Source organism: Microbacterium sp. Au-Mic1 (genome assembly GCF_021341785.1).
Classification (GTDB): domain Bacteria; phylum Actinomycetota; class Actinomycetes; order Actinomycetales; family Microbacteriaceae; genus Microbacterium.
Map to the genome: position 1 here is coordinate 147186 of NZ_JAJTTF010000005.1, position 23923 is coordinate 171108.

Below are 23923 nucleotides of genomic sequence, written 5' to 3' on the forward strand. Positions count from 1 at the left end.
CCGGTCATCGGGTGAGCGCGCGCCGGGTGAGGATCCCGCCTCCGATCATCACGAGCAGCAGCGCCACCAGGATCAGCGGCGCCGGGGACGCTCCGCCCGTCTGCGCGAGATGCGGCCCGCTCTGCGCGCCTCCCAGGTTCGACACCGGAACCGACGCGGCGCCGTGACCGCCGGCCGTTCCCGGGGCGCCCGGGGTGCCGGGAGTTCCGGGGGTGCCTGGGGTGCCGGGGGTGCCTGGGGTGCCGGGGGTTCCTGGGGTGCCGGGGGTTCCTGGGGTGCCGGGGGTTCCCGGGGTGCCAGGAGTTCCCGGGGTTCCCGTGGTCGTGGTGCTGGTGCCGCCCACCGCGATCGCGTTGCCCCCGATCGTGATCGGAGCCGTCACCGGCAGCAGGATCTGGGTGCCGCCGAGGAGGGATCCGATCCCCGACGTCGTCGGGCCGGTTCCGACCGGGGTGCCGCCGCCTGCCACGGGAGAGGCTCCCGTCGTGATGGCGGAGCTGCGGCCGAGGATGGCGACGGCGTTGCCGAGGGCGGTGACCGGCGCGGTGACCGGGGCGACGACCTGCGTGCCGCCGAGGATCGCGTCGTCTCCGCTGGTGCTCGGACCGGCGCCGGCGGGCGGAGTGCCGGCGGGCGGCGTCGTACCGGTGGCTGCCGGGGCGGTCATGGCGGTGCTGTCGCCCAGCACGCTCACGGCATTGCCCGTGATCGTGATCGGCACGCTCACGGGGGCGACAGCCTGGGTGCCCGAGAGCAGCCCGTCATCACCGCTGGTGGTCGCCGTGGGTGCCTGCGTCGTCGCTGCAGGAGCGGCCGGGGGAGCGGTCGCCGTGCTGTCGGACTCGCCGAGGACGCTGATGGCGTTGTCCGCCACGGTGATCGGAATGTCCACGGGGACGACCGCCTGCGTGCCGGATCCGATCCCGTCGTCACCGGAGGTCGTGGCCGGTGCCGGATCGGGCGCGGGCGCGGAGGCCGGGGCCGGACCGGACGTCGTGGAGACCCCGAGGATCGAGATCGCGTTGCCGGTCACGGTGATGGGGACCGAGATCGGCGCGATGATCTGTGTGCCGGATCCGATCCCGTCGTCTCCGGAGGTGCTGTCGGCCGCGTTCGCGGCCGAGGCGCCGAGCAGGGTGATCCCGCCGGCGATGAGCGTGCCCCAGAGGGCATGCTTCACGAAAGTGCGCATGGTGTTTCTCTCCTGACGTCGAATCGATGGGTGAACGCGCGGGAACGCGCGTCGGCTCCTGCCCGCGATGGGCAGCCCGGATCGACTCAGTCGGGAGAGACGTCGGTGGGATACACCGGAGAAGAGGGCAGCGCGTCGTCGGCAGCGGTGCCGGTCGGCGCGCCGAGGGACGGTGTCGCTGTCTGAAGCGTCGAGAACGTCGCGAACCAGGACGTCGAACCCGCGCCGGACCCGGCGGAGGACGAGGACGACCCCGCGCCCGTCGCCCAGGGACCGGGCGCCCCTGAGGGCGTCGGCGCGGATGGGAGCGGAGGCGCCGGATCGCCCGCCCCGGTGCGCGAATCGGTGAGGTGGACGAGGGCGCTGGGGGAACGGTCGTGGATCCGCAAGGGCGGACCGACCGCGGATCCCGGGACCGCGCCCGGCTCGGGAAGGCGCTGATCCGTCCCACGGGAGCCGATTCCGACTGTGCCGCCCGTGCTGCCCGCGCCCGCCGGGGGGACCACGACCGGATCCGAGGGACCGGCGCCGCCCAGCACGGGATTCAGCGCGCGTGCGACGCTGTCGAGAGCGCCGTTGAGTCGGGCGAGCAGGGCGGGGACGCCGAGTCGCGCCGTCGCGTCACCGACGATCGGAACGGACACCAGGGTGTCGGCGAGCGGGTCTGTGAGAGACGCCGGCGACGACGATGCGAGCGCCGAGGAGACGGGAGCGAGCGCCTCGGGGACGGCGCTCGAAACGGAGCCGACGGCATCCGTGACGGCAGCCGTGACCGGATCAGCGACGGCAGAGGCCGGCGTGACGGCGTCGATGACGGGCTGAGCCGCATCCGGGACGCCGGCCGAGGCCGCACCCACGGCGCCTGACACGATCGGGGCGGTCTGCTGGACGGCGCTCTGCACCGGCGCGACGATCGCGTCCACGGTGCCGGCGACGGCGGACGTCGTGTCGCCGACGGTCGAGACGACCGCGGAGGTCGTGTTCCCGAGGAGTTCGCCCGCGCCGCCGAGCAGGCCGCCGGAGTCATCCGCATGGGCCGGCGAGGAGCCGAGGATCACGGAGAGCGCCGCCCAGCCCAGGGCGAGACAGGCGCCCGAGAGCAGGCCGACACGGAGCCGGTGACCGCTCGAAACGGTCACGTCCACGGTCACCTCCCCCAAGAGCCCCAGTGACGTCGCGAAGGCGACGTTCGCTTGGCGCTGACTGTACGCCCGGCGGCGGCGCACGTCCAGGGGTGTCGGCACTCTCCCGCGACGGCGCGGACGAGCGCGCTACTGTCGAGGCGGGAGGGGAGCATGAGCACGGAGGGTGGAGGCGCGATCCCGTATCCGCTGCCTCGCAACTGGCGGGACAGGGGGATGGGGCCGCTGCCCGTCACCGCGATGGTGATCATGGCAGCCGTCGCGGCAGGCCTGCTGACGTTCGGCGCCCTGCACGCGCTGGGCGGCGACGTGCTGGGCGCGATCCTGGCGACCGTGTTCTACGGCGCCCTCATGGCCGGGTTCTCGGTCGCTCGCGAGGGAGGCCGGCGGCGGATCAGAGGCCCCGTGCTGATGAATGCGGTCACCCTCACACGAGCGGACTCGGCCCCACCGGACTCCTGGGTGCACTTCTTCCGCGAGGGGCTCGCCTCGTGGGCGCTCGGCTGGGGGCTGCTGCTCGGCGGGGCCGGATCCGTCGTCCTGCTGGCGATGGCGGGCATACGCGCGGTCGCCATCGACGCCGGCGGATGGCTGCTGCTCATCGTCCCGCTCGGGCTGTGCGCAGGCATCCTCGTGCTGTGCGGGGTGATCGCGCTGATCATCGCATTCCGCAGCGCCTCGTTCGCGCGCATCCCGATCGGGCTCTCGATCGGGCGCAGCGGCGTCTCCCGGTACTATCTCGACGCGATCGAATCGGTCCGCTGGGAGGACATCCGCTCGATCGCCGCCGTGGCCCGCGAGGAGGATGACACGGAGGGATCCCGGAGCGTCCTGATCGAACGCGAGGGCAGGGATCCGTGGCGGATCGGGGTGGACGAGTATCCGACGCCGCCCTGGGTGATCTACGCAGCGCTGCGGTTCTGGCTCGAGCACCCGGCGGACCGGGGCGAGCTCAGCAGCACGTTCGCACAGCGACGCATCCAGGAGTGGTGCGCGGCGGCGCAGGATCCTGATGCGCGGCGCGCGGCCTCCGAGATCTCCCGGGGTGCGAGTTAGGCTCCGGGCATGCGCCGCGCGATCCGATTCTGCGTCCTCGGCCTGACGGCGGCCGTGCTGCTCACCGGCTGCACAGCGTTGCCGATTTCCGCCCCCGCCCTCACCCATGAGGTCGTGTTGAGTGCGCCGGCCGGCACGGCCGACGCCGTCGCGGCCCAACTGGGTCACCGTCTCGACGTCGCGGAGATCACCGAGCGTCGCATCGCCACCGCGGGCGACACGGTGACCGTGCGCTTCAACCCCCCGCAGAAGGCCGGCAAGGACGTCGAGGTCAGGGAGGAGCTGTTCCGGGCCCCGGGCGCCTTCGGGATCCGCCCTGTCACCGCAGTCGGGACGGACACTGCCGCAGCGACCGGGTGCGGGAAGGACGACGCCGCCTGCACGGTGACGACGGACGATCACGAGGTGCTCGAACTGGGTCCGGCGGGCGTCACGGAGAAGGATCTCCGGACGGTGAAGGCCGTGAACGTGCAGAACCAATGGGGACTGCAGGTCGACTTCACCAAGCCCGGTGCCGACGCGTTCGCGACCCTCTCCGGGCAGGCCGCGTGCGAGCAGGATCCCGAGCTCAAGCGCATGGCGATACTCCTGGACGGGAAGCTCCTCGCGGCTCCGACCCTCCAGCTGGAGTGCGGACAGTCCCTCTCGGACTCGGTCCAGATCTCCGGAGGTTTCGACCGCGACAAGGCGGCGCAGTACTCCGCACTGATGGGCACGTCGCTGCCGGACGGCGTGGAGATCGTGTCGTCGAAGCCGTAGCCGGTGCCGGCACCGTCCCACTGCGCACAACGGCGCGGCGACGACTCCATCCGATGCTCCTTCGAGCGGCGCCACACCCGCCGAATGGCCGACTTGACAAACAGGTGCGGGCGTGGGTGTTGTCCCCAAGTTGTGCACATCCGACGATCGCGGCACGAACCTTAAAGAAGCGGTTTAAGCAGAATTCCGTCCACAGGGTGGGGAAAAGGAAAATCCCAGATCAAGGAAAATAAAAAAGTCTCCGCGCCGAACGTTCCCCACAGTTATCCCCAGGCGTTCTGCACAGACACTCCGGAGTTACCCGCAATCTCTCCACACAGTTATCCACAGGCCGTCGAACGCTGCCGGTAGCGTTGTCGAGCATCCCGATGTCGGACCCTGGTGGTGTGCTTTGTGCGGCGGGATGATCATCCCGCCCGAGGCGCGGATCCGACGGTGATGTGCACGGCAATCGGTGGAGGAAGAGGGGGCGCGCGTGTCGATCGCGGACATCGCGGAGGAGCGGCTCGGTTCGGGACGCGGGCCTGAGCGGACCCCGCCGCACGACCTCATGGCCGAGCAGAGCACCCTCGGCGGCATGCTGCTGTCGAAGGATGCGGTCGCCGACGTCATCGAGTCGCTGCGCGGGGCCGATTTCTACATCCCCAAGCACGAGCTGATCTTCGACGCGATCCTCTCGCTGTACTCGCACGGCGAGCCGACCGACGTCATCGCCGTCACCGACGAGCTGATCAAGACCGGCAACCTGTCGCGCGCGGGCGGGGCCGACTATCTGCATTCACTGACGTCGATCGTGCCCACCGCCGCGAACGCCGGCTTCTACGCGGGGATCGTGCAGGAGCGAGCGCTCCTGCGCAAGCTCGTCGACGCGGGCACCCGCATCGTGCAGATGGGCTACGACGGACAGGGTGACGCCACCGACCTCGTCAACAGCGCCCAGGCCGAGATCTACGCGGTCACCGGCACCGAGCAGGCCGAGGACTACGTGCCGCTCACCGTGGCCGTCGACGCGGCGGTCGAGGAGATGGAGGCGGCGAGCGGTCGCGACGGATCCATGACGGGCGTGCCGACGGGATTCCGCGAACTCGACGAGCTCACCAACGGCCTGCACGGCGGACAGATGATCGTCGTCGCCGCCCGTCCCGCGATGGGAAAGTCGACGCTCGCGCTCGACTTCGCCCGCGCGGCCTCGATCGGGCACAACCAGCCCTCCATCTTCTTCTCGCTCGAGATGGGCAAGGCGGAGATCGCCATGCGCCTGCTCAGCGCCGAGGGCGCCGTGCCCCTGCAGAACCTCCGCAAGGGAACGCTGGACCAGCGCGACTGGACGACTGTCGCCTCGACGCGCGGGCGCATCAACGACGCACCGCTCTACATCGACGACAGCCCCAACATGACGCTCGTCGAGATCCGCGCGAAATGCCGCCGGCTCAAGCAGCGCGTCGGTTTGAGGATGGTCGTCATCGACTACCTGCAGCTGATGACGAGCGGCAAGAAGGTCGAGTCGCGTCAGCAGGAGGTCTCGGAGTTCTCCCGCGCCCTGAAGCTGCTCGCGAAGGAGCTGCAGGTTCCCGTGATCGCGCTCTCGCAGCTGAACCGTGGCTCCGAGCAGCGGCAGGACAAGAAGCCCGCGATCAGCGACCTGCGCGAGTCGGGCTCGATCGAGCAGGATGCCGACATGGTGATCCTGCTGCACCGCGACTCGGTCTACGACAAGGATGTCCGCCCCGGCGAGGCCGACCTCATCGTGGCCAAGCACCGTAACGGTCCGACCGCGACGATCCAGGTCGCCTTCCAGGGCCACTTCTCGCGCTTCGCGGACATGGCCAGCGACTTCCAGGGCGGCGGGGACTTCAACTAGGTTCCGTCCGATTCGGAGGTGTTCCGGCGTCGTCTTGGCTCACACGCCGATCGGCGTGACGCCGTCTCGCGCGGGCCGCGACCCGGTGCGGATCCATCGGGCTTGACGATGCATTTCGTCCTCGCGAGGATTCCAGCATGGAACGGGACAGCCACCAGGACGAGGCCGAGAGATTCGCCGCGCTCTTCATGGAGACGTATCTGTCCTTTCACCGCAGGACAGGACCGAGGAGTGCGCTCTCGGGTCCGTCGCGGGCCGTCCTGCTGCACCTGGCGGCGACCGGGCCGGTCACGATCGGGGAGGCCGCGCAGCACCTGAAGCGCACGCAGTCCGTCGTCAGCGAGATCGTCACCCGCCTCGAACGACGCGGCCTGCTCGAGCGGGAATCGGATCCGGACGACCGTCGACGCACCTTCGTCTGGCTCGCGGCGGAGGGCATCCGCTGCGTCCACGAGGAGCAGCAGGTGCTCGACGTCAACAGGCTGCGGGATGCGTTCTCGCGCATCCCGGCCGACCAGGCGGACGCGATGCTCGAAGGGCTCTCCGAGCTCGTCGGTCCGCGGACCTCACGGAGATCACCTCGAAAGGATGAATGATGAACACCGAATCCGTGCACTGCGAAAGCTGTGGAATGCCGATCGAGACGGGTCGGTACTGCGAGCATTGCGCCGACGCCTCGGGCAACCTGATGTCGTTCGACGAGCGGTTCGCGCGCATGGTGTCGTGGCAGGCGCGGCGGAACCCCGGCGCGTCACGCGACCAGCTCGAGCGCGAGACCTTGGACTACATGGCGACGATGCCGGCCTGGCGAGACCACCCGCGCGTCGTCGCCCGCGGCTGACGGTGTGACCGTGAGAGGACGGCGAGTCAGCTGTCGTGAGGCCGCGGCATGTACCACTCGGTGAACTCCTCGGCCTGTCCGTGCTCGTCGAGCTGGACGATCCAGAGATTCAGGTAGTCGCGCTCCGCGGGGTATTCCGTGCGGCCCTGCACCAGGAACCACCCTGCGTCCTCCCTGAGGATGCTCCACTCGAACGTCCAGGAGCCCGGCTCATCGAGGTCTTCCAGCCACCCTGCGACGATCGCGTCGCGGCCGACGCGGGGATCGGAGTCTGGGTTGGTGAGATATCGGCCGTTCGCGCTGAAGAGCGCGCCGATCTGCTCCGGATCGTTGGAACGCCATGCCGCCACGTAGTCCGCTGTCCACTTCTCGCCCGCGCTCGTCATGGTTCCTGCCTACCTCCGAGGCGCAGGAGCGTCAAGGCGTCGTGCCCTCAGCGGCGCCCTTCCATCGTGCTCGCGCCGACGTTCTCGTCGAGCCATTGCACGAGCGGGCGGGCGGCGCGGAGCACCTCCTCCACGTGCTCGGCGGCCTCGGGGGAGTGCAGCCACCGCGTCTCAGGGCCCCAGTGCGATCGGGCGACGAGGTCCTTGTTGCGCAGCAGCTCGATGCGCGGATCCGGAGTTTACGCCCACGTGACAAGGACCCAGTCGCCGGGGATGTCTACGCGACTCAACGCAGTCAAGCCATGCTCACGAGCCTTCATGGGGTCTTCGCCGTCGTACGCACTCCAAGCGACCTCGATGAACCGGCCATCCTCGTCGTACTTACGGACGTCGAGTCCAAGCACGACGAGGCCTGCCCGCGCCAGCGCGTCCAGCGCCTCGACCGCGTGCGCCAGAGGCCAGAGAACCTCGCCGTTCGTTTCGACCATTGCCGTCTGCTTCACGGAGGCAGGAACCAGGTCGAGGTCTCTGGCAGCTTTCGTCTGTTCGAAGTAGTCCTGGAAGGCTTCAAGAACGTCAATGCGCCAGGCCTGCTCGGTGTTCCGGACGGCGGTCATGACGTCGTCCGCTGACTGGACCTCCGTGTCAATGTAGTCGTCAGGCAAGCCCACGCCGATTGGTCCGAGGTCAGATGTTGTGAAGTAGTTGGGGTGATGTGCGGCGTACTCGCTCCAGTAGAAGTCGTCCAGAGCCTCCAAGGCTGCTGCTCGCTCGTCACGGGACAAGCGTTCGAGCCCAGCGAGTGTCCGAGCAGTCATCGCTGTTGATGGGTCAGGCAGAGCAACCGTGTGCCCGACTCCTGCGGCGTCCTTCCACATGCGACAACAGTAGGAGCAGTTCGCGCGGGCGTGGTTCAGGACGCGACTTGTGCTCAGGACACAGCTAGAAGCTGCACGCCTTCGCGCGTTCCTCACGCGTCGACCACGATGATTTCGGGTCACGAAAAGTCATACGAGAAGAGAACCAATACTCGCGGTTCGGGCGGAAGATCCTTCCCTCGTCGAACTCCGCGGACAGGTCGTCGAGCAGGGCCTGCATCGGCGCGAGGACCTCGGCGTCGTAGACCGCGCGGTTGCGGGCCCAGTAGTCCTTGCTGTTGTCGGCTTCAAGGCCGATGTAGAACGCACTCGCGCGCTCCGACCACCCGGGGAACGTCGCGCTCATGTCAGGCCTTCTTCCGCGGCGCACGCGCCTTGGGCTTCTTGGGTGGCAGCGCTCCGACCTGCTCGAGAGCGGCGGACACCCATTCCGCGGCACGCTCCGGCTCGTCCCGCCAATCGGCGGGCAGGGCGAGGTAGCCGCCCATCGGCCTCTCCGCCGGGCCGAACGGGTCCGTGCCGGGGACGGATCGCAGGGCGTTGAGGGACGCATCGTCGATGAGGCGCACCCCGAGATCGTCGCCGAAGAGCCCGGCGAACATGTTGCCGTTCACGAAGGCGCCCAGGTTGCCGAACATCGGCTTGACCTCGACGCCGGGCGCCGCAGGGATGATGCTGCGGAAGAAGTCCTTGGAGTCCTCGGACGGTCGCGGGATCTGCATGGCTCTGTTATCTCACGTCCGGCCGGAGAGCGTAACCCGCCGATGCCTTCCGCCGGCACCGGCCCCGGCCTAGACTCCAGCGCGAAGCCTCCGCACGCACCGGAGATCCTCGGCGCCGCGGCGGAGCCGGAGGAGAAGACATGCAGAACCTGACGATCGACTTCATCTGCTCCCTGGACGGCTACGGCGCCGCCGAGGGCTGGCCGGGCCTGTGGGGGATGGGCGGTCCCGAGTACTTCGATTGGCTCGGCTCCGCGCCGGACAAGGACTATCCGATCCTCATGGGCGCGACGACGTATCGGCTGATGTCGGCGTTCGCCGTCGCCGGCGAGGAGGGCATCGACGTGCTCGACGGGATCACCAAGTACGTGTTCTCGTCGACGCTCGACGAGCCGCTGACCTGGGCGAACTCGATCCTCGTCCGCGATGACGCCGTCGAGTTCGTGCGACGCCTCAAGGAGGAGTCCGATCACCCGCTGCGCACGCTGGGGAGCCTGGCGCTGTGCCGGTCGCTGCTGAACGCCGGCCTGGTCGATCGCTATCGTGTGGTGCTGTTCCCAGTGATCACCGGGGCGACGGGTCGGGACCGGATCTTCGACGGCTACCCGGACGTGCGTCTCGACCTCATCGAGTCGCGCACGTTCGACGGCCGGCTGCAGCTGCTCGAATACGTCCCGACGGTTCTCGAGGGGCCGCCCGGGCGCTGAACGGTCCCGCATCGCACCCGTTCTGCTTGTCGCCACGCACAGGACCCGTGCGTTCCGCCGGCGGGAGGAGCATGCTGGCCACAGGCGCGCAAGGCGCGAACCGGCGCCGCGCACGATGACGAGCGAGGGATCCGATGGGCCACGACAAGAACGACGAACTGCGCGACGAGCGAGAGGGCCAGGAGGAGCGCCGGCAGCACCATCGCGACGAGGCCTTCGACGAGACCGGCGGCGTCGATGACGAGGGCTCGCAGGACGAGCGCCGCCAGGAGGGCCTCGATCGGCTCTGACCGACCCGAAGCGAAGCGTGAAGGGGCCGCCGCCCCGGTGGTGGTCAGCCCCGGGGCGGCGGCTTCCTTCTCGAGCGCGGTGGGGGCCCTGGGACCCCCGCCGCTTCGACGTCACTCGGCGAAGAACGCGAGGATGTCGTCGTCCAGGGCCACCTGGTAGTCGCCCCAGATGCCGTGCGAGGCGCCGGGGTAGACCTTGAGCGTGCCCTGCGAGACGAGCGTGGCCGCTTTCTCCGCCGCGGCCGCGATCGGCACGATCTGGTCGTCGTCGCCGTGCGCGAGGAGGATCGGCACGTCGAGGGCCTTGAGGTCGGCGGTGAAGTCGGTCTCGGAGAACACCTTCACGCAGTCGTACGCGGCGTTCAGGCCGGCCATCATGCCCTGCCGCTGGAAGTCGTCGACGAGGCCCTGCGAGCGCTTCTCCGGCTGGTGGTTGAAGCCGAAGAACGACTCGGCGAGCTCCTTGTAGAACTGCGACCGGTCGTTGAGCACGCCGGCGCGGATGCCGTCGAACACCTCGAGCGGGGTGCCCTCGGGGTTGGTCGCGGACTGGAGCATGACCGGAGGGACGGCACCGGCCGTTGCGACCTTGGACACGCGGCCCGCGCCGAGGGTGGCCGCGTACCGGACGACCTCGCCGCCACCGGTGGAGTGGCCCACGAGCAGGATGTCCTGCAGATCCAGCTGCTCGGCGAGCGAGGCGAGGTCTGCCACGTAGGTGTCCATGTCGTTGCCGCGGTAGGTGCGAGACGAGCGGCCGTGACCGCGACGGTCGTGGGCGATGGCGCGGTATCCGGCGTCGGCGAAGATCTTCAGCTCCTTCTGCCAGGCATCCGAGTTCAGCGGCCAGCCGTGGCTGAAGATCACGGGGCGGCCCTGGCCGAGTTCGGTGTAGTAGATCTCGGTGCCGTCGGGCGTGGTGATGTAGGGCATCGTGTGTCCTTTCCTGGGGGAGGGGTTCGCGGCACGAGAGGGCGACGAAGGCGCCGCGCGAGCCGCGGAACACACGCTATGCGGGGTCTTGACCCGGGAGAGAGGCCCGCGTAGTACTACCCTCAGGCCGGGTCCGCACCCGACGCGGAGACTCCGGCTGTCGGCCCCGCCGTGAGCGGTCCGGATGCGGCGAGGCCGGTGAAGAGCGTCTCGGCCATCCCGCCGGGCGCGGCCGAGAGCACGGTGAGCTGGTAGCCGGGGAGGCTGCGCACGGCGAAGTTGTGCGCGTCGATCGCGACCTCGCCGAACCCCTCGATGGCGATGTGGAACGTCGTGTCCTCAGGGCCGGACACGTCATGTCGCGCCCAAATGCGGACGAAGTCCGGATCCGCGGACAACTCGCGCACCAGTTCGGCCAGGCGCGGCGCGTCAGGGTGGGCGTCGCGGCGGAGCGTGGCGACGGCCGAGCGCGTCATCGCCTCCCACTCGACGAGGGTGCTCTTCATGCGGGGGTTGAAGAGGGCGGCGACCTGGTTCACGCCCACGGCGAGCCCGCCGTGTCCGAGCGCGGCGGCGAGGGCGTTGGAGGCGACGATGTCGCGCTGCGGATCCGAGATGTACGCGGGGGTGCGGTACCAGCGGGACAGCGTGCGCGCGATGCGCTCCGCGACGGCGGGATCGGGGGCGACCTGTTGAGGCGGCCGCCCGGCGACCAGGCGGTGCATGTGGGCGATCGACTCGTCATCGAGTCGCAGCGCGCGGGCGAGGGCCGAGAGCACCTGCTCCGAGGGGCGCCCGATGCGCCCCTGCTCGATGCGCAGGTAGTACTCGGCGCTGATCCCGGCGAGCTCGGCGACCTCCTGCCGGCGGAGCCCGGTGACTCGCCGCCCCGGCTGCCGGACGAGCCCGACCTCCTCGGGCAGCACCACCCCGCGTCGTGCGCGGACATAGCGGCCCAAGGCGTTCAGAGAGTCGCTCACGCAGATCCTCGGTCGGAGAAAGGGGGGATACGACAATTGTCCGTCACGTCCCGCGTACCCCTGGCGTGTCGAGCCATGTTCCGAGAGGGCGGCGACAACCGGCTTGAAGCGGATGCGTGCCCGTGACAGGCTGACCGTGCGTCGCGAACGCGCGCGGAGGGGACGGATCCGGTGGTCACTCAGCAGTTCGTCGCACCGCCCGCGCGGGCCGCACTGTTCCTCGTCCTCACGGTGAACGAGGGCAGCGAGGAGGTCGTCCGCGACGTCCTCGCCGATCTCTCCAGCATCACGCGCTCGGTGTCGTTCCGGATCCCGGACGACCAGCTGAACTGCGTGCTCGGCATCGGCGCCGAGTTCTGGGATCGGATGTTCGCGTTGCCCCGTCCGAAGGGCCTGCATCCGTTCGTGCCGTTGCACGGCCCGCGGCACAGCGCCCCTGCAACCCCGGGTGATCTGCTGCTGCATGTGCGCGCCCACCACATGGACGTGTGCTTCGAGCTGTCCCGTCAGGTCATGAACAGGCTGCGCGGCCATGCCGTGGTCGTCGACGAGACCCATGGCTTCAAGTACTTCGATGAGCGGGATCTGCTCGGCTTCGTGGACGGCACGGAGAACCCCGAGGGTGCCGCCGCGCCGGCCGCCGTGCTCGTGGCGGATGAGGATCCGGACTACGCGGGCGGCAGTTACGTGATCGTGCAGAAGTACACGCACGACCTGGAGACCTGGGGCGCGCTGCCCATCGAGGAGCAGGAGCGCGTGATCGGGCGCAGCAAGCTCGAAGACGTCGAGATGCCCGATGCGGTCAAACCGGTCAACTCTCACGTGCACCTCAACACAGTCATCGACGCCGACGGTGTGCAGCGCCAGATCCTGCGCGACAACATGCCGTTCGGCGAGCTCGGCACCGACGAGTTCGGCACATACTTCATCGGCTACGCGGCGGATCCGGGCGTGATCGAGCAGATGCTGCGCAACATGTTCCTGGGCAGCCCGCCCGGCAACACCGATCGGATCCTGGACTTCTCCACCGCCCGCACGGGCACGCTGTTCTTCACACCCACGGTCGACTTCCTCGACGATGTGCCGCCGGGGCCCGGTTCGGCATCGGCGACCGCGGAGGTCGTCCCGGTCGACGCTCCGTCCGCCACCGCCGACCCCGCTGACGCCGACTCCGACGCCGAGGTGAAGGCGGACCTGGGCATCGGCGGGCTCCGAAGCCCCGCCGCGCACTGACACCCACTCAGCGAAAGGTCGCAGACATGGACAACCTCCACCGCAGGCTCGCGCCGATCTCCTCGGCCGCGTGGGACCAGATCGACGACGAGGCGCGGCGCACCTTCATCACCCGGATCGCCGGGCGTCGCGTCGTGGACGTGCCGGAACCGGGCGGGACAGCACTGTCGGCGGTCGGCACGGGGCACGTCGAGACCATCGACGCTCCCTCGCCGGCCGTGCAGGCGCGGCGCCGGCGGGTGCAGCCGCTGATCGAGCTGCGCGCCGAGTTCACCGTCACCCGCGACGCCGTCGACGACGTCGACCGCGGTGCGCAGGATTCCGACTGGCAGCCGGTGAAGGACGCCGTGGAGGCGCTGGCCACGGCGGAGGACACGCTGGTCTTCGCCGGCTCCGACGCGGCCGGCGTGCAGGGCATCGTGGCGAACAGCTCGAACGCGACGATCCCGGTACCCGCGGATGCGCGCGAGCTGCCGGCGGCGGTCGCGCAGGCACTCACGGTGCTGCGCACCGTAGGGGTGCAGGGCCCGTACGCGCTGCTGCTCTCGGCCCAGCTGTACACGGCGGCCTCCGAGACGGTCGACCACGGCTACCCGGTGCACGAGCACCTGCGCCGGCTGCTCGGCGATGACGGCACCATCGTGTTCGCACCCGCGCTGGAGGGGGCGATCGTGCTCACGATGCGCGGCGGCGACTTCGCGCTCACTCTCGGCCAGGACGTCGCGATCGGCTACCTCGCGCACGACGCGGACGGGATCCGGCTGTACGCGCAGGAATCGGTGACGTTCTCGGCGTACACGTCCGAGGCCAGCGTCATCCTGCGGTGAGGGCGCGGCGTTGACCACGACGGGCGGAGCGGGAGCAGAGGTCCGGGTGCGTCGCATCTACGACCCGCCGGGGCCGGACGACGGCGCTCGGGTCCTGGTGGACCGGCTGTGGCCGCGCGGGGTGAGCAAGGAGCGCGCCGACCTGCGGGAGTGGTGCAAGGACGTGTCTCCATCCACCGCGCTGCGGCGGTGGTACGGGCACGACCCGGAGAAGTTCGCCGAGTTCGCGCGCCGCTATCGTGCGGAGCTGGGGGCACCGGGACCGGCTGCAGCGCTGGCGGGCCTGCGCGTGCTCGTGCGCGAGGGGCCGGTGACGTTGCTGACCGCGGCCAAGCGAGCCGACATCAGTGAGGCCACGGTGCTGCAGGAACTGCTGAGCGAGTCTGTCTGATTTCGGGCGTCCGGCCGATCTGGTCGGGGTCGTGGTTCAGAACGGTGCGTTCGCGTCGGGTGGCGGCGGATACGGGTCTTCGATGGTGAAGGCCACCGGCGCGGGCGGCTTGTCGATGTAGGTGGATCCGGCCGGGCTGGTCCACTCGAGGACCCCGGCGCCGCGTTGCTTCACCTTCCAGGCGGTTTGATGCTTCAACACGTGGTGCCTTCGGCAGAGCCCGCCGAGGTTGCCTTCCTCAGTCGGGCCTCCGCATGCGGCGTCCACGGTGTGGTCGAGGTCGTGTGCTGTGGGTGGGAATCCGCAGGTGGGGAACCGGCATCGGGAGTCCCTCGCATGCAGCAGCCGGCGGAGGTTGGTGTTGGGTCGGTAGTGGTCCACGGCGAGGACCGCCCCAGTAACCGGGTGGGTGAGCACCCGTTCCCACGCGAAGGTTCCGCCGGCGAGGATCCGGGCCGTGTCGGTGTCGATGGCCTGTCCACCGGCGAGTTCCCCGGGCAGCTCGCGCCGGATCCCGAACGCGGCACCCGGGCCTGCACTCGCAGTATCGACGACCATCATCGTGAGCACGGGGATCGTGACTTCGACCCGAGCCTGGATCGCCCCGAGCAAGCCGGAGGTCGTGTCGTGTCCGAGCGGGGAACCGGTGAGGAGGGTGTCGGCGCACAGGTCCGCACGGAGCTGGTCGATGGTGCGGTCATCGCCCGGATCTCCCAGAGCATCCGGACCAGGATCCACGTCCGCGGTGGCATCTTTCGCCGACTGGGCGTTCGCGACCTGCACCGACCGGGACTGCTGGCTGAGCCGATCGTAGATCCCGTCCACGACCGCCGCGGCGTGGATCAGCCCAAGCATCTTCTGCCTGTCCGGGAGATCCTCTCGCCACACGCGACGGTTCTCCTGCGCGTCTCGGTGCCGGTCCGTGAGCGACCGCGGCGAGAGCCGCTCGGCGACCCGTTCCACGACCCGCTTGGCCCGGTGCGGTGTCTCACCGATGCATGCGGCGACCGCCGCCCGCTCGAACTCGCCCCGCACTTCATCGCTGTCCAAGCGCGCTCCGGCATCCTGAATCAGGCGCACGTGCGCGGCGTTGATCCGCGCGTCCGTGAACGCCTGCATCGCGGCCGGGTACCGGGTCATCAGCTCGGAGGCTCGCAGCATGCGGGCCTGCACGACTCGGTCGGACATGTGCAGCACTGCCGCGAGTTCCGCCGCAACGGATCGTGCAGCGAGGTCGGCCGACTCGCCCCGCGCAGCAGAGCCCACCTCTGCGGCGAGGTGTTCGGCGAGCCGCTGCGCGACCGCGAGCTGTGCCTCCTTCACCGCCTGCAACCGGACGATCGACGCTTCCGTGTCCGCCACCATCGACGTCAACGCGGCCAGCACGACGACCGGATCCACCGGGTCCACCCCGGGATCAAGAACCGTGCCGGTCGAACTCGTCATACCCCGATTCAACCCGGGGCCACCGACATTCCACAGGCGAAAAGGACCAGATCAGGTCAGGAAAATATCACGAAACGATCACAAGATCGAGCCGTCGGCGACGGCCGTTTCAGGGGGCGTCGAAACGACCGACCTGCGGGCGTTCCTCCCGTGTTCGACCCGCTCAGGGACACGCGGGGCGTGTGAAATCGCCTGTGCGCGCCCTCGCGGGATGCGCTCCGGGCCGTGCGTCGCTACTCGCGGACGTCGCCGCTGTCCGGCTCGAACCGCTCCTCCAGCCGCTCGTCGGGTTCGAACGAGGCGTCGTCCGTCTCGCTGTCCTCGACTGCGGCCGCTGCCTGCTCCTTCGCCCCTTCGAGCGCTGCTTCCTCGCGCTTCTCCTCGCGCCGCTTCTCTCCGAACATCGCGTCTCCTCAGGTCGGGCCGTCGCGGCCACCCTACGCCCGACGGACCCCCGCGGTCTGCGACCGGCGTGCTGCGGCACAGCAGCCGTCGTCGCGGGGCCCAAGGTCTGCGCGGCGACACCGTGCAGGCCCCCGTGCTCGACGGGACGTGACAAGACGGGGCGCGACAAGGGCGCCATGTGGGCCGTCGTTCGCGCCGGATCCGCGCCGTGGCGACCGGTGCCGAGTCCGAGGGCGTCGGGTACGCTGGCCCGAGCGTCGCGTGCCGGTGGCAGACCGTGTCAGGCATGGAGGCGCCGGATGGAAGGAGCGTGACGATGCTCTCGTCGCACCCTTCGTTCTCGCGTGACTGAGCGCGAGACGACCAGGCTCGTCGCCTGGAGCAATGAACTCCGTCGGGCGCATGCCCGGCTGCGAGAGGCCCTCGCCCTCGTGCGCGCCGGAGTGCGCGGAACGGATCCGCAGCAGCCCACGCGGGATCTGCTGCTGCACTGCCGCGGATTCTGCACGGCCCTCGATCAGCACCATCGCGGCGAGGACCGAGCGTTGTTCCCGGCGATCGAGGCCGCGCACCCCGAGCTCGCCCCGGTGCTGCGCACGCTCTCGGAGGATCACGCCATGATCGACGTGCTGCTCACGTCGCTGGCCGCCGCCGTCGACGGCGAGGTGCCGCCGGACGACATCGACCGGCACCTCGACGGCATCGGCGCGATCATGGAGAGCCATTTCGCCTTCGAGGAACGGCAGCTGCTGCACGTGCTGGAGGCGCTCGCGCTCGACGCGGATCCGCGCGACGTGCTCGGCCGGCTCTGACACGCGGGGGCTGCTCGACCATGCTCGCGGTCCCGACGACGGTGGGCGCGTCGCAGCGGCTCCGAGCCGGCGAGTCAGAACGCGGCTCCCACCTCCGCGGCACGGGCGGCAGCCTGCGCGGGAGTGCTCTGCACCAGCGGGCCGTGGCCGGGGAGCACGAACCGAGCGGCGACGGGGCTCAACCGCGCAAGAGCCAATGCGGCGCCGGACGGGGATCCGTGGAACACGCTCGGCAGCAGCTGAGGGCCGTGCAGGCCGCTCGTGGGGTGGGCCGTCACGAGCGCGTCGCCGGCGACGAGCACATCGTGCGCGGGCAGGAGGTAGGCGGTGTGACCGCGTGTGTGCCCGGGAAGCGGCACCGGGACGATCTCGACGCCGAAGCGCCCGCGCGCCTCTGCGGCGTCCGGGAAGGCGCTCACTGCGGCGACCGGCGCGGCCGACTTCCCTCCCGCTCTGATCGCGTGCAGCGCCCAGCGCAGCACGCCGCGGCGGAACAGGTGCGGGATCAGATCGGGCACGGCGACCTGCTCCAGGATCTGCCTGCGGATGTTCGGCAACTCTGCGGGATCGGAGTACACGGGGCAGCCGGCCTCGGCGGCCAGCGCGGCGGCGTTGCCGAGGTGGTCCCCGTGGCCGTGCGTGAGCAGGATCGCGGTCAGATCCGGGATGGCGTAGCCCGCCTCGCGCAGGCTCGCCCTGACGGCGTCCGCATCGCCCGGATAACCGGTGTCGATGAGCACGGCGCCCTCGGTGCCGGCGATGATGACCCAGTTCACCGACGGACCCTGCACGAAGAAGACGCCGTCGACGGGCGAGGACAGGCGGTACGAGCTCACGTCGTCACTCTACGGTCAGGCCCGGACGGATCCGGATCCCTCTCGATCCGAGACATTCGGGAGGAGGATGTCGATCAGCGGATCCGTCGATCGTCATCATGGTGTCGACGGTCATCGGGACATCGACAACCTCGCGAAAGGACCGATCATGCGTTACACGCTTCTGCTGCAGTACCCCGAGATGAGTGCCGAGGATCTCGGGCCGGAGGTGCTCGCCGAGGGCATGCGCGCCTTCGACCTCTACGCCAAGGCGCTCGATGAGGCGGGGGTGCTGCGCAGCGCCGAGGTGCTGCATCCTTCCGCCGCGACCACGACCGTGCGCGTGCGCGACGGTCAGCCCGTCATCCAGGACGGGCCGTTCGCCGACACCAAGGAGCAGCTCGGCGGCACCTTCGTGATCGAGGTCGACGACCTCGACGCCGCGATCGCGTGGGCGGCGCAGGCGCCGTCCGTCGAATGGGGCGCCGTCGAGGTGCGGCCCGTGGCGACGCGGTTCGCGGACGGAGCATGGCAGGGCGCCTCGCCGGTGCAGTGATCACCGCATCGGGTGGTCGGCACCGCCGTGTGGCCGCGAGACCTAACCTGAGGCCCGAGACCGCCGATGGTATCGGCGGTCTCGGGACGGAAGTTCGGTCTCGCGATTCTCACGCGGATCCGGACGCGGACTCGGATCCGGGTCTGCGTCCGAGTCCCGCCCCGTCCCAGGAGGCGACATGAGTACGGCCGATGAGGCACGGACCGCGGCCGAGCGCGCGGTCCGCGCCTCGTACGGGCGGCTCGTCGCGCTCCTCGCAGGAGGGACCGGTGATCTGGCGCTCGCCGAGGACTGCCTCGCCGACGCCCTCGAACGCGCACTGCGCACCTGGCCCGACGCCGGAGTGCCCGACAACCCGGAAGGATGGCTGCTCACCGTGGCCCGCAACAGACTCCGCGACGTGTGGGGCTCCGCGGCGCGCCGCACCAGCGCCCCGCTCGACGACGCGTCGGTGGGCGGCATGGGCGCCGGGCTCGACGTCGAGGCGTTCGTGGAACGCGGCGAGTCGATCCCGGACCGGCGCCTGGAACTGCTGTTCGCATGCGCTCATCCGGCGATCGATCAGAGCATCCGCACCCCGCTCATGCTGCAGACCGTGCTCGGCTTCGACGCGGCTCAGGTGGCGCGCGCGTTCGACGTCGAGCCCGCGGCCATGGCGCAGCGCCTCGTGCGGGCCAAGCGCAAGATCCGCGACGCCGGGATCCGCTTCGCCCTGCCGACGCGCGGCGACATGCCCGCCCGCACGACCGCGGTGCTCGAGGCGATTTACGGCGCGTACGCGCTGGACTGGCTCGGTCGGCACGACGACGTGCGCACCTCGCTCGCCGATGAGGCGCGCTGGCTCGCCGTGCTCACCGCGACGCTGCTCGACACGGATGCCGAGGCGTGGGGGCTGGCGGCGCTGCTCACGCTCGCTCAGTCCCGCGCGCCTGCACGGCACACCACGGCGCCCGGCGATCGGTGGCCCGCGCTGGACGAGCAGGATCCGGCGCTCTGGGACGCCGCACTCATCGCCGAGGGCGAGGCGCTGCTGCATCGGGCGGCGCGGCTCAGCGGCATCGCCGGCGGCGCGGAGCCCGGCCGCTTCCAGCTCGAGGCGGCGATCCAGTCGGTGCACTGCGACCGCGCCCGCACCGGGGTGACCGACCGGGCCGCGCTGCTGCGGCTCTACCGCGGACTGGTGCGGATCGCCCCGACCCGCGGGGCGGTCGAGGCGCTCGCCGCGGTCGAGGGACGAGAGTAACACGCCACCGCGCCGTCAGCGGGCCGTGTCCAGCAGTCCCCGGCGGAACCCTTCGGCCACCGCCGAGGCGCGATCGCCGACGCCGAGCTTGGCGTAGATGCTGAGCAGGTGCGTCTTGACCGTGCCCTCGCTGACGTGCAGGCGGTCTCCGGCGGCGCGGTTGGTCGCACCGTCGGCGATGAGACCCAGGATCTCGAGTTCGCGCGGCGTGAGCAGGCTCGCCTCCGGCGCGCGCACGCGGCCGACCAGACGCGAGGCCACCTCGGGCGCGAGCACCGTCCTGCCGGCCGCCGCTCCGCGGATCGCCGCCAGCAGCTCGTCGCGCGAGGCGTCCTTGAGCAGGTATCCCGTGGCTCCGGCCGCGATCGCGGGCAGCACGTCGGCATCCGCGTCGAAGGTGGTCAGCACCACGACCCGGCTGCCGATACCGCGACGTGCGAACTCCCGCAGCGCGGCGACGCCGTCCATCCGCGGCATCCGCAGGTCCATCAGCACCACATCGGGGGCGAGCACCTCAGCCAGGGCGACAGCCTCGGCGCCGTCCGATGCCTCACCGACGACCTCGATTCCCTCCGCGGATCCGACCATGCCGACGATGCCGTCGCGCACCACCGGGTGATCGTCGACGACGAGCAGTGTGAGCGCGCTCATGCCGGCACCTCCGCCCGCACCACGGTGCCGCGCCCGGGCCGGGCCTCGACGATGAGGCTGCCGGCGGCCGCCTCGAGCCGTTCGCGCATCGAGACGAGCCCGTATCCGCCGGACCCCTCACCCGCCCGCTGCAGACGCTCGACCCCGTCGAAGCCGCGGCCGTCGTCCCGGACCTCGAGGCGCACACCGACAGGATCCGTCCGCAGCGCGATCGTCACGCGATGCGCCGCGGCGTGCTTCTCCACGTTGGTGAGCGCCTCCTGCGCCATGCGCAGCAGCGCCACCTCCGTCTCGGTCGGCAGCGGTCGGGCCGTGCCGGTCACCGTCACCGTCGCCGGGACGCCGGTGCGCGCCGACCACGACCTCGCGACCCTGGAGAGGGCGTCGGCGAGAGAGGTCTGCTCGAGCGCCGTCGGGCGCAGCGCCTGCACGGACCGGCGGGCCTCCGCGAGCCCGTCGCGGGCCAGCGCGAGAGCCGCCCCGGTGTGACGTCGTCGGGCCTCGTCGTCGGAGGCCTGCTCGGCCGCCTGCAGCTGGGTGATGATGCCCGTGAAGCCCTGCGCGAGCGTGTCGTGGATCTCGCGGGCGAGGCGGGCGCGCTCATCCTGCACGGCGGTGCGGTGCAGGTTGTCCTCGGCGCGGTGCAGGCCGAACGACAGCCCGCACATCACCACGACGTTCAGCAGGACCACCGCGATCGTCCCGGCGACGCCGGCCGGATCCGCGCGGAACCCGGAGCTCTGCGCGAGGCCCGCGACGACGGCGGTCCCGGCGACCGGGAGCAGTTCCCACGGCCATTCGGCGAGCGAGTACGCGAACGAGAAGGTCGCTATCGCGAGGAATCCGAACGTGCCCTCGCGCAGCACCAGCAGCAGGTTGAGCGCGATCGCGCCCGTCAGGAACACGGCGACGACGGAGGGCCGGTCGCGCCACCGGAACGGCAGGGTGCGCATCACGAGGACCCACAGTCCGTAGGCGGCGCAGAGCGCCAGCGTCGGCGCCAGACGCGCCCACTGGCCCCATTGCGCGAACAGCACGAACGCGACCAGCAGCCCCAGCACCACGTACGGGGCGATCGCGAGCACGCTTCGCCAGCGCGAGTCCATCACGGGCCGACCTTACGCCGTCTGGGTGAAATGAGCGCTCATGCGGGGCAGGTTCACCAGGATCGCGACCGGGAGCAGGAGCAACCCGCAGGCGGCCTGTTCCAGGCGGACCCAGTCGGGCAGGAACCCGGGGATCGAGACGATCACGATCACCGCGGCGACGATGATCGGGCTGATGATCCGCAGGCGCACCCAGGCGCCGCGGGAGCCGCGGGCCGCGGAGGCGGCGATGGCCAGCACGACGATCGCACTGGCCAGCACGAGGGAGCAGCGGATCCAGATCGCGGTCTCGAAGCCGATCCCGGTGGCGCTCGCGATGCCGAGGAAGGCGATCATCGCGGCGCTGACCGCGACGAACGCCCAGGAGAGGGCGAGGACGGGGCGGAAGGCCGCGCGGCGCGAGGAGGCGAGGGACGATCCGGTGGATGAGGTGCGGAGTGTGGTGTTCATGCCTCCAGGCTCGTCGGATGCGACGCCGCGAGGATCCACCGATCGGTCAGGTTCGGCCACCGATCGGTCAGTGCGCGGATCCCGTGCGCTCGCCGCGCGTGGACGGCTCGCGACGCGGCGTCGTGGGGCCATAGTCTGCCCTGAGCGGCAGGGGACGGACCACGTCCCGCGCGGGTTCACCGAGGGAGGCGCGGTCCATGACGAGCGATGAGGATCCGGCGGCGCGCATCGCGCGGCTCGAGGCGGAGAACCATGCTCTGCGGAGCAACAGCGAGCGCCGAACCGGGTCGTGGTGGCGCAGCGCCGGGTCGGCGATCCTGATCGTGCTCGGACTCGTGCTCGGATCCGTCAGCGCGGTGACGAGCTACGCCCATGGACTGCTCACCGACACCGACCAGTTCGTGGCGACCTTCGCGCCGCTCGCCGCGGATCCCGCCGTGCAGGCCGTGCTGGTGACTGCGACGAATGACGCGATCGATCGGCAGGTCGACATCCCTGCCCTCACCGGCGACGTGTTCGACGGTCTGCGTGCGCTCGACATGCCGCCGAGGGCGTCGGCGGCACTGAGCCTGCTGGAGGCGCCCGTCGCGCAGGGTGCCCAGAACCTCGTGCACGGCATGGTCGCGAACGTGATCACCTCGCCCACGTTCGCAGACGTCTGGAAGCAGGCGCTCAGCGTCTCGCGCACCCAGGCTCTCGCGGTGCTGCAGGGTGCCCCCGACGCCGCGATCGCCGCGGGGCGGGACGGGGCGCTGCGACTGCAGCTCGGCCCCATCCTCGAGGGCGTCCGCTCACGGCTGCTCGCCGAGGGCGTGACGTTCGCCGCCTCGATCCCGACGACGGATCAGACCATCGTGCTCGTGCACAGCGCCTCGCTCGGCAAGGCCGTCGCGGCGTACGGGATCGTCACGACGCTCTCCGCATGGCTGCCGTGGGTCGCGCTCGCACTGCTCATCGCCGGGGTGCTCACGGCACGCCGGCGCCGGCGTGCGGTCCTGGCCGCCGGAGTCGCAGCGACGGCGATCATGGTGCTGATGCTGGCAGCGGTCGCGATCGGCCGCGCACTGGGCATCGGGGCGCTCGCCGCGAACGGATCCGTCATCACTCCCGCGGCGGCCGGATCCGTGTTCGACCAGATCACCGCGCCGCTCACCCAGCGGATCCTCGCGCTCGGGCTGCTCGCCCTCGTGGTCGCGATCGTCGCGTGGGTCATCGGTTCCTCCCGCTCCGCGCGCGCCGTGCGCACCGCCGGCGGCCGCATCGCCGCCGTGGTGCGGCCACGCGGCGATGCCCCCTCCGACGCCCCGCCGACCGCCTTCGCCCGCCTCGGCGGCCGGATCGACCGATCGCACCGGTGGATCCTCGTCGTCGTCGCGCTCCTGGCTGCGGCCGTGGTGCTGCTCGTGCAGCCGCTCACGGCGTGGCTCGTGCTGTGGGTGCTGGCGGGGTCGCTGCTCGTGCTCATCGCCGTCGAGCTGCTGCGCCGGCCCGCGCAGGAGTGACCGTCGGGTTCCAGGTCGCACCGGCCCGGTCCTGGACGCGCCGGACATCGTGACGTCTCGTCCGGTCGCAGCGGCGGGAGCGCGCGACGCGGAGGTCAGGCGCTCGACCTCAGGCGCGCACCCGCGCCGAGCGCCCGCCGACCGTCACGAGATCGCCCGCGACGAGCTGTCGTCCGCGGCGGCGCTCCTCCTCGCCGTTCACGCGCACGTGCCCGTCGATGATCGCCTCCTTCGCGTCGCCGCCGGAGTCCAGCAGGCCGGCGAACTTCAGGAACTGGCCGAGGCGGATGCTCTCACCGCCGATGGCGACGTCGTTCACGCGTTCCACGGGAAGATCCGCTCCCTGTCCAGCTCGCCGTCGCGGCCGATCCCGGCGAGGCTGTCGCCTCCGCCGCGCAGGCACAGCCACTTCAGCGGCCGGCCGGCGTCGGCGGCGCTGTGCACCGCACGCCAGGTCTCGGGAGCGACGCGCACGACCGTGCCCGGATGCACGTCGACCACCTCGTCGTCGAGCGCCATCTGCCCGCGGCCGTCGAGGAACACGTACAGCTCCTCGAAACGGCTGTGCCGATGCCAGAACGGCGAGCTCTCGCCCGGCTCCGTGGAGTTCACCGACATCCCGAGGTATTGCGCCGACTCCCCGTCGACGAACCGCTTGCCGGTGCCCTCGGCGACACCCCAGGTGTCGATCGCCCCAGCCTCGTACATGTCGTAGCCGCTCATGCCGCCACGCTATCCC

30 protein-coding genes are annotated in these 23923 nt (G+C 70.7%); 14 read left to right on the forward strand and 16 right to left on the reverse strand.

Going from position 1 to position 23923, the window contains the following annotated elements:
* Window positions 1-4: 4 nt before the first annotated feature.
* Together LXM50_RS08465 and LXM50_RS08470 are read right to left on the reverse strand one after the other, a co-directional pair.
* The gene (locus LXM50_RS08465) at window positions 5-1192 is read right to left on the reverse strand and encodes a chaplin family protein (RefSeq protein WP_233310875.1); all 1188 of its coding nucleotides are present in this window, start codon (window positions 1190-1192) and stop codon (window positions 5-7) included.
* 86 nt (window positions 1193-1278) lie between these two features.
* Window positions 1279-2337 (reverse strand): hypothetical protein, encoded by a 1059-nt coding sequence (locus LXM50_RS08470; RefSeq protein ID WP_233310876.1) that lies wholly within the window; start codon window positions 2335-2337, stop codon window positions 1279-1281.
* 150 nt (window positions 2338-2487) lie between these two features.
* Between LXM50_RS08470 and LXM50_RS08475 the strand changes: the two genes are divergently transcribed.
* From LXM50_RS08475 to LXM50_RS08495, 5 genes are all read left to right on the forward strand, one after another.
* Window positions 2488-3390 (forward strand): hypothetical protein, encoded by a 903-nt coding sequence (locus tag LXM50_RS08475; protein ID WP_233310877.1) that lies wholly within the window; start codon window positions 2488-2490, stop codon window positions 3388-3390.
* A gap of 9 nt (window positions 3391-3399) precedes the next feature.
* Window positions 3400-4149, forward strand: coding sequence for a hypothetical protein (locus tag LXM50_RS08480; RefSeq protein ID WP_233310878.1), 750 nt, complete (start codon window positions 3400-3402; stop codon window positions 4147-4149).
* Between the two features lie 475 nt (window positions 4150-4624).
* Entirely contained in the window at window positions 4625-6010 is a 1386-nt protein-coding gene (dnaB, locus tag LXM50_RS08485; protein ID WP_233310879.1) for a replicative DNA helicase, read from the forward strand.
* 137 nt (window positions 6011-6147) lie between these two features.
* The gene (locus tag LXM50_RS08490) at window positions 6148-6606 is read left to right on the forward strand and encodes a MarR family winged helix-turn-helix transcriptional regulator (RefSeq protein WP_233310880.1); all 459 of its coding nucleotides are present in this window, start codon (window positions 6148-6150) and stop codon (window positions 6604-6606) included.
* Entirely contained in the window at window positions 6606-6851 is a 246-nt protein-coding gene (locus LXM50_RS08495; RefSeq protein ID WP_233310881.1) for a hypothetical protein, read from the forward strand. Before LXM50_RS08490 ends, LXM50_RS08495 begins: the two co-directional genes overlap by 1 nt.
* A gap of 26 nt (window positions 6852-6877) precedes the next feature.
* Here the strand turns inward: LXM50_RS08495 and LXM50_RS08500 are convergent, their stop codons facing one another.
* The 4 genes from LXM50_RS08500 to LXM50_RS08515 form a co-directional block, all read right to left on the reverse strand.
* Window positions 6878-7237 carry a nuclear transport factor 2 family protein gene (locus tag LXM50_RS08500; protein WP_233310882.1) on the reverse strand — a complete coding sequence of 120 codons (360 nt, stop codon included), beginning with the start codon at window positions 7235-7237 and terminating at the stop codon, window positions 6878-6880.
* A 239-nt stretch (window positions 7238-7476) separates the two neighbouring features.
* Entirely contained in the window at window positions 7477-8115 is a 639-nt protein-coding gene (locus LXM50_RS08505) for a hypothetical protein (RefSeq protein WP_233310883.1), read from the reverse strand.
* A 64-nt stretch (window positions 8116-8179) separates the two neighbouring features.
* A complete protein-coding gene (locus LXM50_RS08510; RefSeq protein ID WP_233310884.1) occupies window positions 8180-8461 on the reverse strand; it encodes a DUF2461 family protein in 282 nt (93 codons plus the stop codon).
* Window position 8462: 1 nt separating this feature from the next.
* Complete coding sequence (locus LXM50_RS08515; protein ID WP_233310885.1) at window positions 8463-8837, reverse strand: TfoX/Sxy family protein; 375 nt, start codon at window positions 8835-8837, stop codon at window positions 8463-8465.
* 140 nt (window positions 8838-8977) lie between these two features.
* Here LXM50_RS08515 and LXM50_RS08520 point away from each other — a divergent pair, with 140 nt between their 5' ends.
* On the forward strand, window positions 8978-9544 hold the full coding sequence (locus tag LXM50_RS08520) for a dihydrofolate reductase family protein (RefSeq protein WP_233310886.1): 567 nt from the start codon (window positions 8978-8980) through the stop codon (window positions 9542-9544).
* Window positions 9545-9678: 134 nt separating this feature from the next.
* Entirely contained in the window at window positions 9679-9834 is a 156-nt protein-coding gene (locus LXM50_RS08525; RefSeq protein WP_233310887.1) for a hypothetical protein, read from the forward strand.
* Between the two features lie 111 nt (window positions 9835-9945).
* Here the strand turns inward: LXM50_RS08525 and LXM50_RS08530 are convergent, their stop codons facing one another.
* Both LXM50_RS08530 and LXM50_RS08535 read right to left on the reverse strand, forming a co-directional pair.
* Window positions 9946-10767, reverse strand: a complete 822-nt coding sequence (locus LXM50_RS08530) for an alpha/beta fold hydrolase (protein ID WP_233310888.1) — start codon at window positions 10765-10767, stop codon at window positions 9946-9948.
* Window positions 10768-10889: 122 nt separating this feature from the next.
* Window positions 10890-11747 carry a helix-turn-helix transcriptional regulator gene (locus tag LXM50_RS08535; RefSeq protein ID WP_233310889.1) on the reverse strand — a complete coding sequence of 286 codons (858 nt, stop codon included), beginning with the start codon at window positions 11745-11747 and terminating at the stop codon, window positions 10890-10892.
* A 171-nt stretch (window positions 11748-11918) separates the two neighbouring features.
* Between LXM50_RS08535 and LXM50_RS08540 the strand changes: the two genes are divergently transcribed.
* The 3 genes from LXM50_RS08540 to LXM50_RS08550 are packed head-to-tail and all read left to right on the forward strand — an operon-like array spanning window position 11919 to window position 14198.
* A complete protein-coding gene (locus tag LXM50_RS08540) occupies window positions 11919-12980 on the forward strand; it encodes a Dyp-type peroxidase (protein ID WP_233310890.1) in 1062 nt (353 codons plus the stop codon).
* A 26-nt stretch (window positions 12981-13006) separates the two neighbouring features.
* The gene (locus tag LXM50_RS08545; protein WP_233310891.1) at window positions 13007-13807 is read left to right on the forward strand and encodes a family 1 encapsulin nanocompartment shell protein; all 801 of its coding nucleotides are present in this window, start codon (window positions 13007-13009) and stop codon (window positions 13805-13807) included.
* A 10-nt stretch (window positions 13808-13817) separates the two neighbouring features.
* Entirely contained in the window at window positions 13818-14198 is a 381-nt protein-coding gene (locus LXM50_RS08550; protein WP_233310892.1) for a DUF488 domain-containing protein, read from the forward strand.
* Between the two features lie 36 nt (window positions 14199-14234).
* On the opposite strand, the gene LXM50_RS08555 is transcribed toward LXM50_RS08550, so the two are convergent.
* Both LXM50_RS08555 and LXM50_RS08560 read right to left on the reverse strand, forming a co-directional pair.
* The gene (locus LXM50_RS08555; protein WP_233310893.1) at window positions 14235-15644 is read right to left on the reverse strand and encodes an HNH endonuclease signature motif containing protein; all 1410 of its coding nucleotides are present in this window, start codon (window positions 15642-15644) and stop codon (window positions 14235-14237) included.
* Window positions 15645-15877: 233 nt separating this feature from the next.
* Entirely contained in the window at window positions 15878-16048 is a 171-nt protein-coding gene (locus LXM50_RS08560) for a hypothetical protein (RefSeq protein WP_233310894.1), read from the reverse strand.
* A 345-nt stretch (window positions 16049-16393) separates the two neighbouring features.
* Here LXM50_RS08560 and LXM50_RS08565 point away from each other — a divergent pair, with 345 nt between their 5' ends.
* Complete coding sequence (locus LXM50_RS08565) at window positions 16394-16861, forward strand: hemerythrin domain-containing protein (RefSeq protein WP_233310895.1); 468 nt, start codon at window positions 16394-16396, stop codon at window positions 16859-16861.
* A gap of 74 nt (window positions 16862-16935) precedes the next feature.
* On the opposite strand, the gene LXM50_RS08570 is transcribed toward LXM50_RS08565, so the two are convergent.
* Window positions 16936-17697 carry an MBL fold metallo-hydrolase gene (locus tag LXM50_RS08570; RefSeq protein WP_233310896.1) on the reverse strand — a complete coding sequence of 254 codons (762 nt, stop codon included), beginning with the start codon at window positions 17695-17697 and terminating at the stop codon, window positions 16936-16938.
* A 148-nt stretch (window positions 17698-17845) separates the two neighbouring features.
* Here LXM50_RS08570 and LXM50_RS08575 point away from each other — a divergent pair, with 148 nt between their 5' ends.
* Both LXM50_RS08575 and LXM50_RS08580 read left to right on the forward strand, forming a co-directional pair.
* Window positions 17846-18232, forward strand: a complete 387-nt coding sequence (locus LXM50_RS08575) for a YciI family protein (protein WP_233310897.1) — start codon at window positions 17846-17848, stop codon at window positions 18230-18232.
* Between the two features lie 178 nt (window positions 18233-18410).
* Entirely contained in the window at window positions 18411-19475 is a 1065-nt protein-coding gene (locus tag LXM50_RS08580; protein WP_233310898.1) for an RNA polymerase sigma factor, read from the forward strand.
* A 15-nt stretch (window positions 19476-19490) separates the two neighbouring features.
* Here LXM50_RS08580 and LXM50_RS08585 read toward each other — a convergent pair whose 3' ends face one another.
* The 3 genes from LXM50_RS08585 to LXM50_RS08595 are packed head-to-tail and all read right to left on the reverse strand — an operon-like array spanning window position 19491 to window position 21682.
* Entirely contained in the window at window positions 19491-20126 is a 636-nt protein-coding gene (locus tag LXM50_RS08585; RefSeq protein ID WP_233310899.1) for a response regulator transcription factor, read from the reverse strand.
* Window positions 20123-21232 carry a sensor histidine kinase gene (locus LXM50_RS08590; protein ID WP_233311046.1) on the reverse strand — a complete coding sequence of 370 codons (1110 nt, stop codon included), beginning with the start codon at window positions 21230-21232 and terminating at the stop codon, window positions 20123-20125. Before LXM50_RS08590 ends, LXM50_RS08585 begins: the two co-directional genes overlap by 4 nt.
* Window positions 21233-21244: 12 nt before the next feature.
* Window positions 21245-21682, reverse strand: coding sequence for a hypothetical protein (locus tag LXM50_RS08595; RefSeq protein WP_233310900.1), 438 nt, complete (start codon window positions 21680-21682; stop codon window positions 21245-21247).
* Window positions 21683-21879: 197 nt separating this feature from the next.
* Here LXM50_RS08595 and LXM50_RS08600 point away from each other — a divergent pair, with 197 nt between their 5' ends.
* Window positions 21880-23184 (forward strand): hypothetical protein, encoded by a 1305-nt coding sequence (locus LXM50_RS08600; protein ID WP_233310901.1) that lies wholly within the window; start codon window positions 21880-21882, stop codon window positions 23182-23184.
* A 109-nt stretch (window positions 23185-23293) separates the two neighbouring features.
* On the opposite strand, the gene LXM50_RS08605 is transcribed toward LXM50_RS08600, so the two are convergent.
* Entirely contained in the window at window positions 23294-23512 is a 219-nt protein-coding gene (locus LXM50_RS08605; RefSeq protein ID WP_233310902.1) for an RNA-binding S4 domain-containing protein, read from the reverse strand.
* Window positions 23500-23907: a cupin domain-containing protein gene (locus tag LXM50_RS08610; RefSeq protein ID WP_233310903.1), complete on the reverse strand. Its 408-nt coding sequence runs from the start codon at window positions 23905-23907 to the stop codon at window positions 23500-23502. Before LXM50_RS08610 ends, LXM50_RS08605 begins: the two co-directional genes overlap by 13 nt.
* Between the last annotated feature and the right edge of the window lie 16 nt (window positions 23908-23923).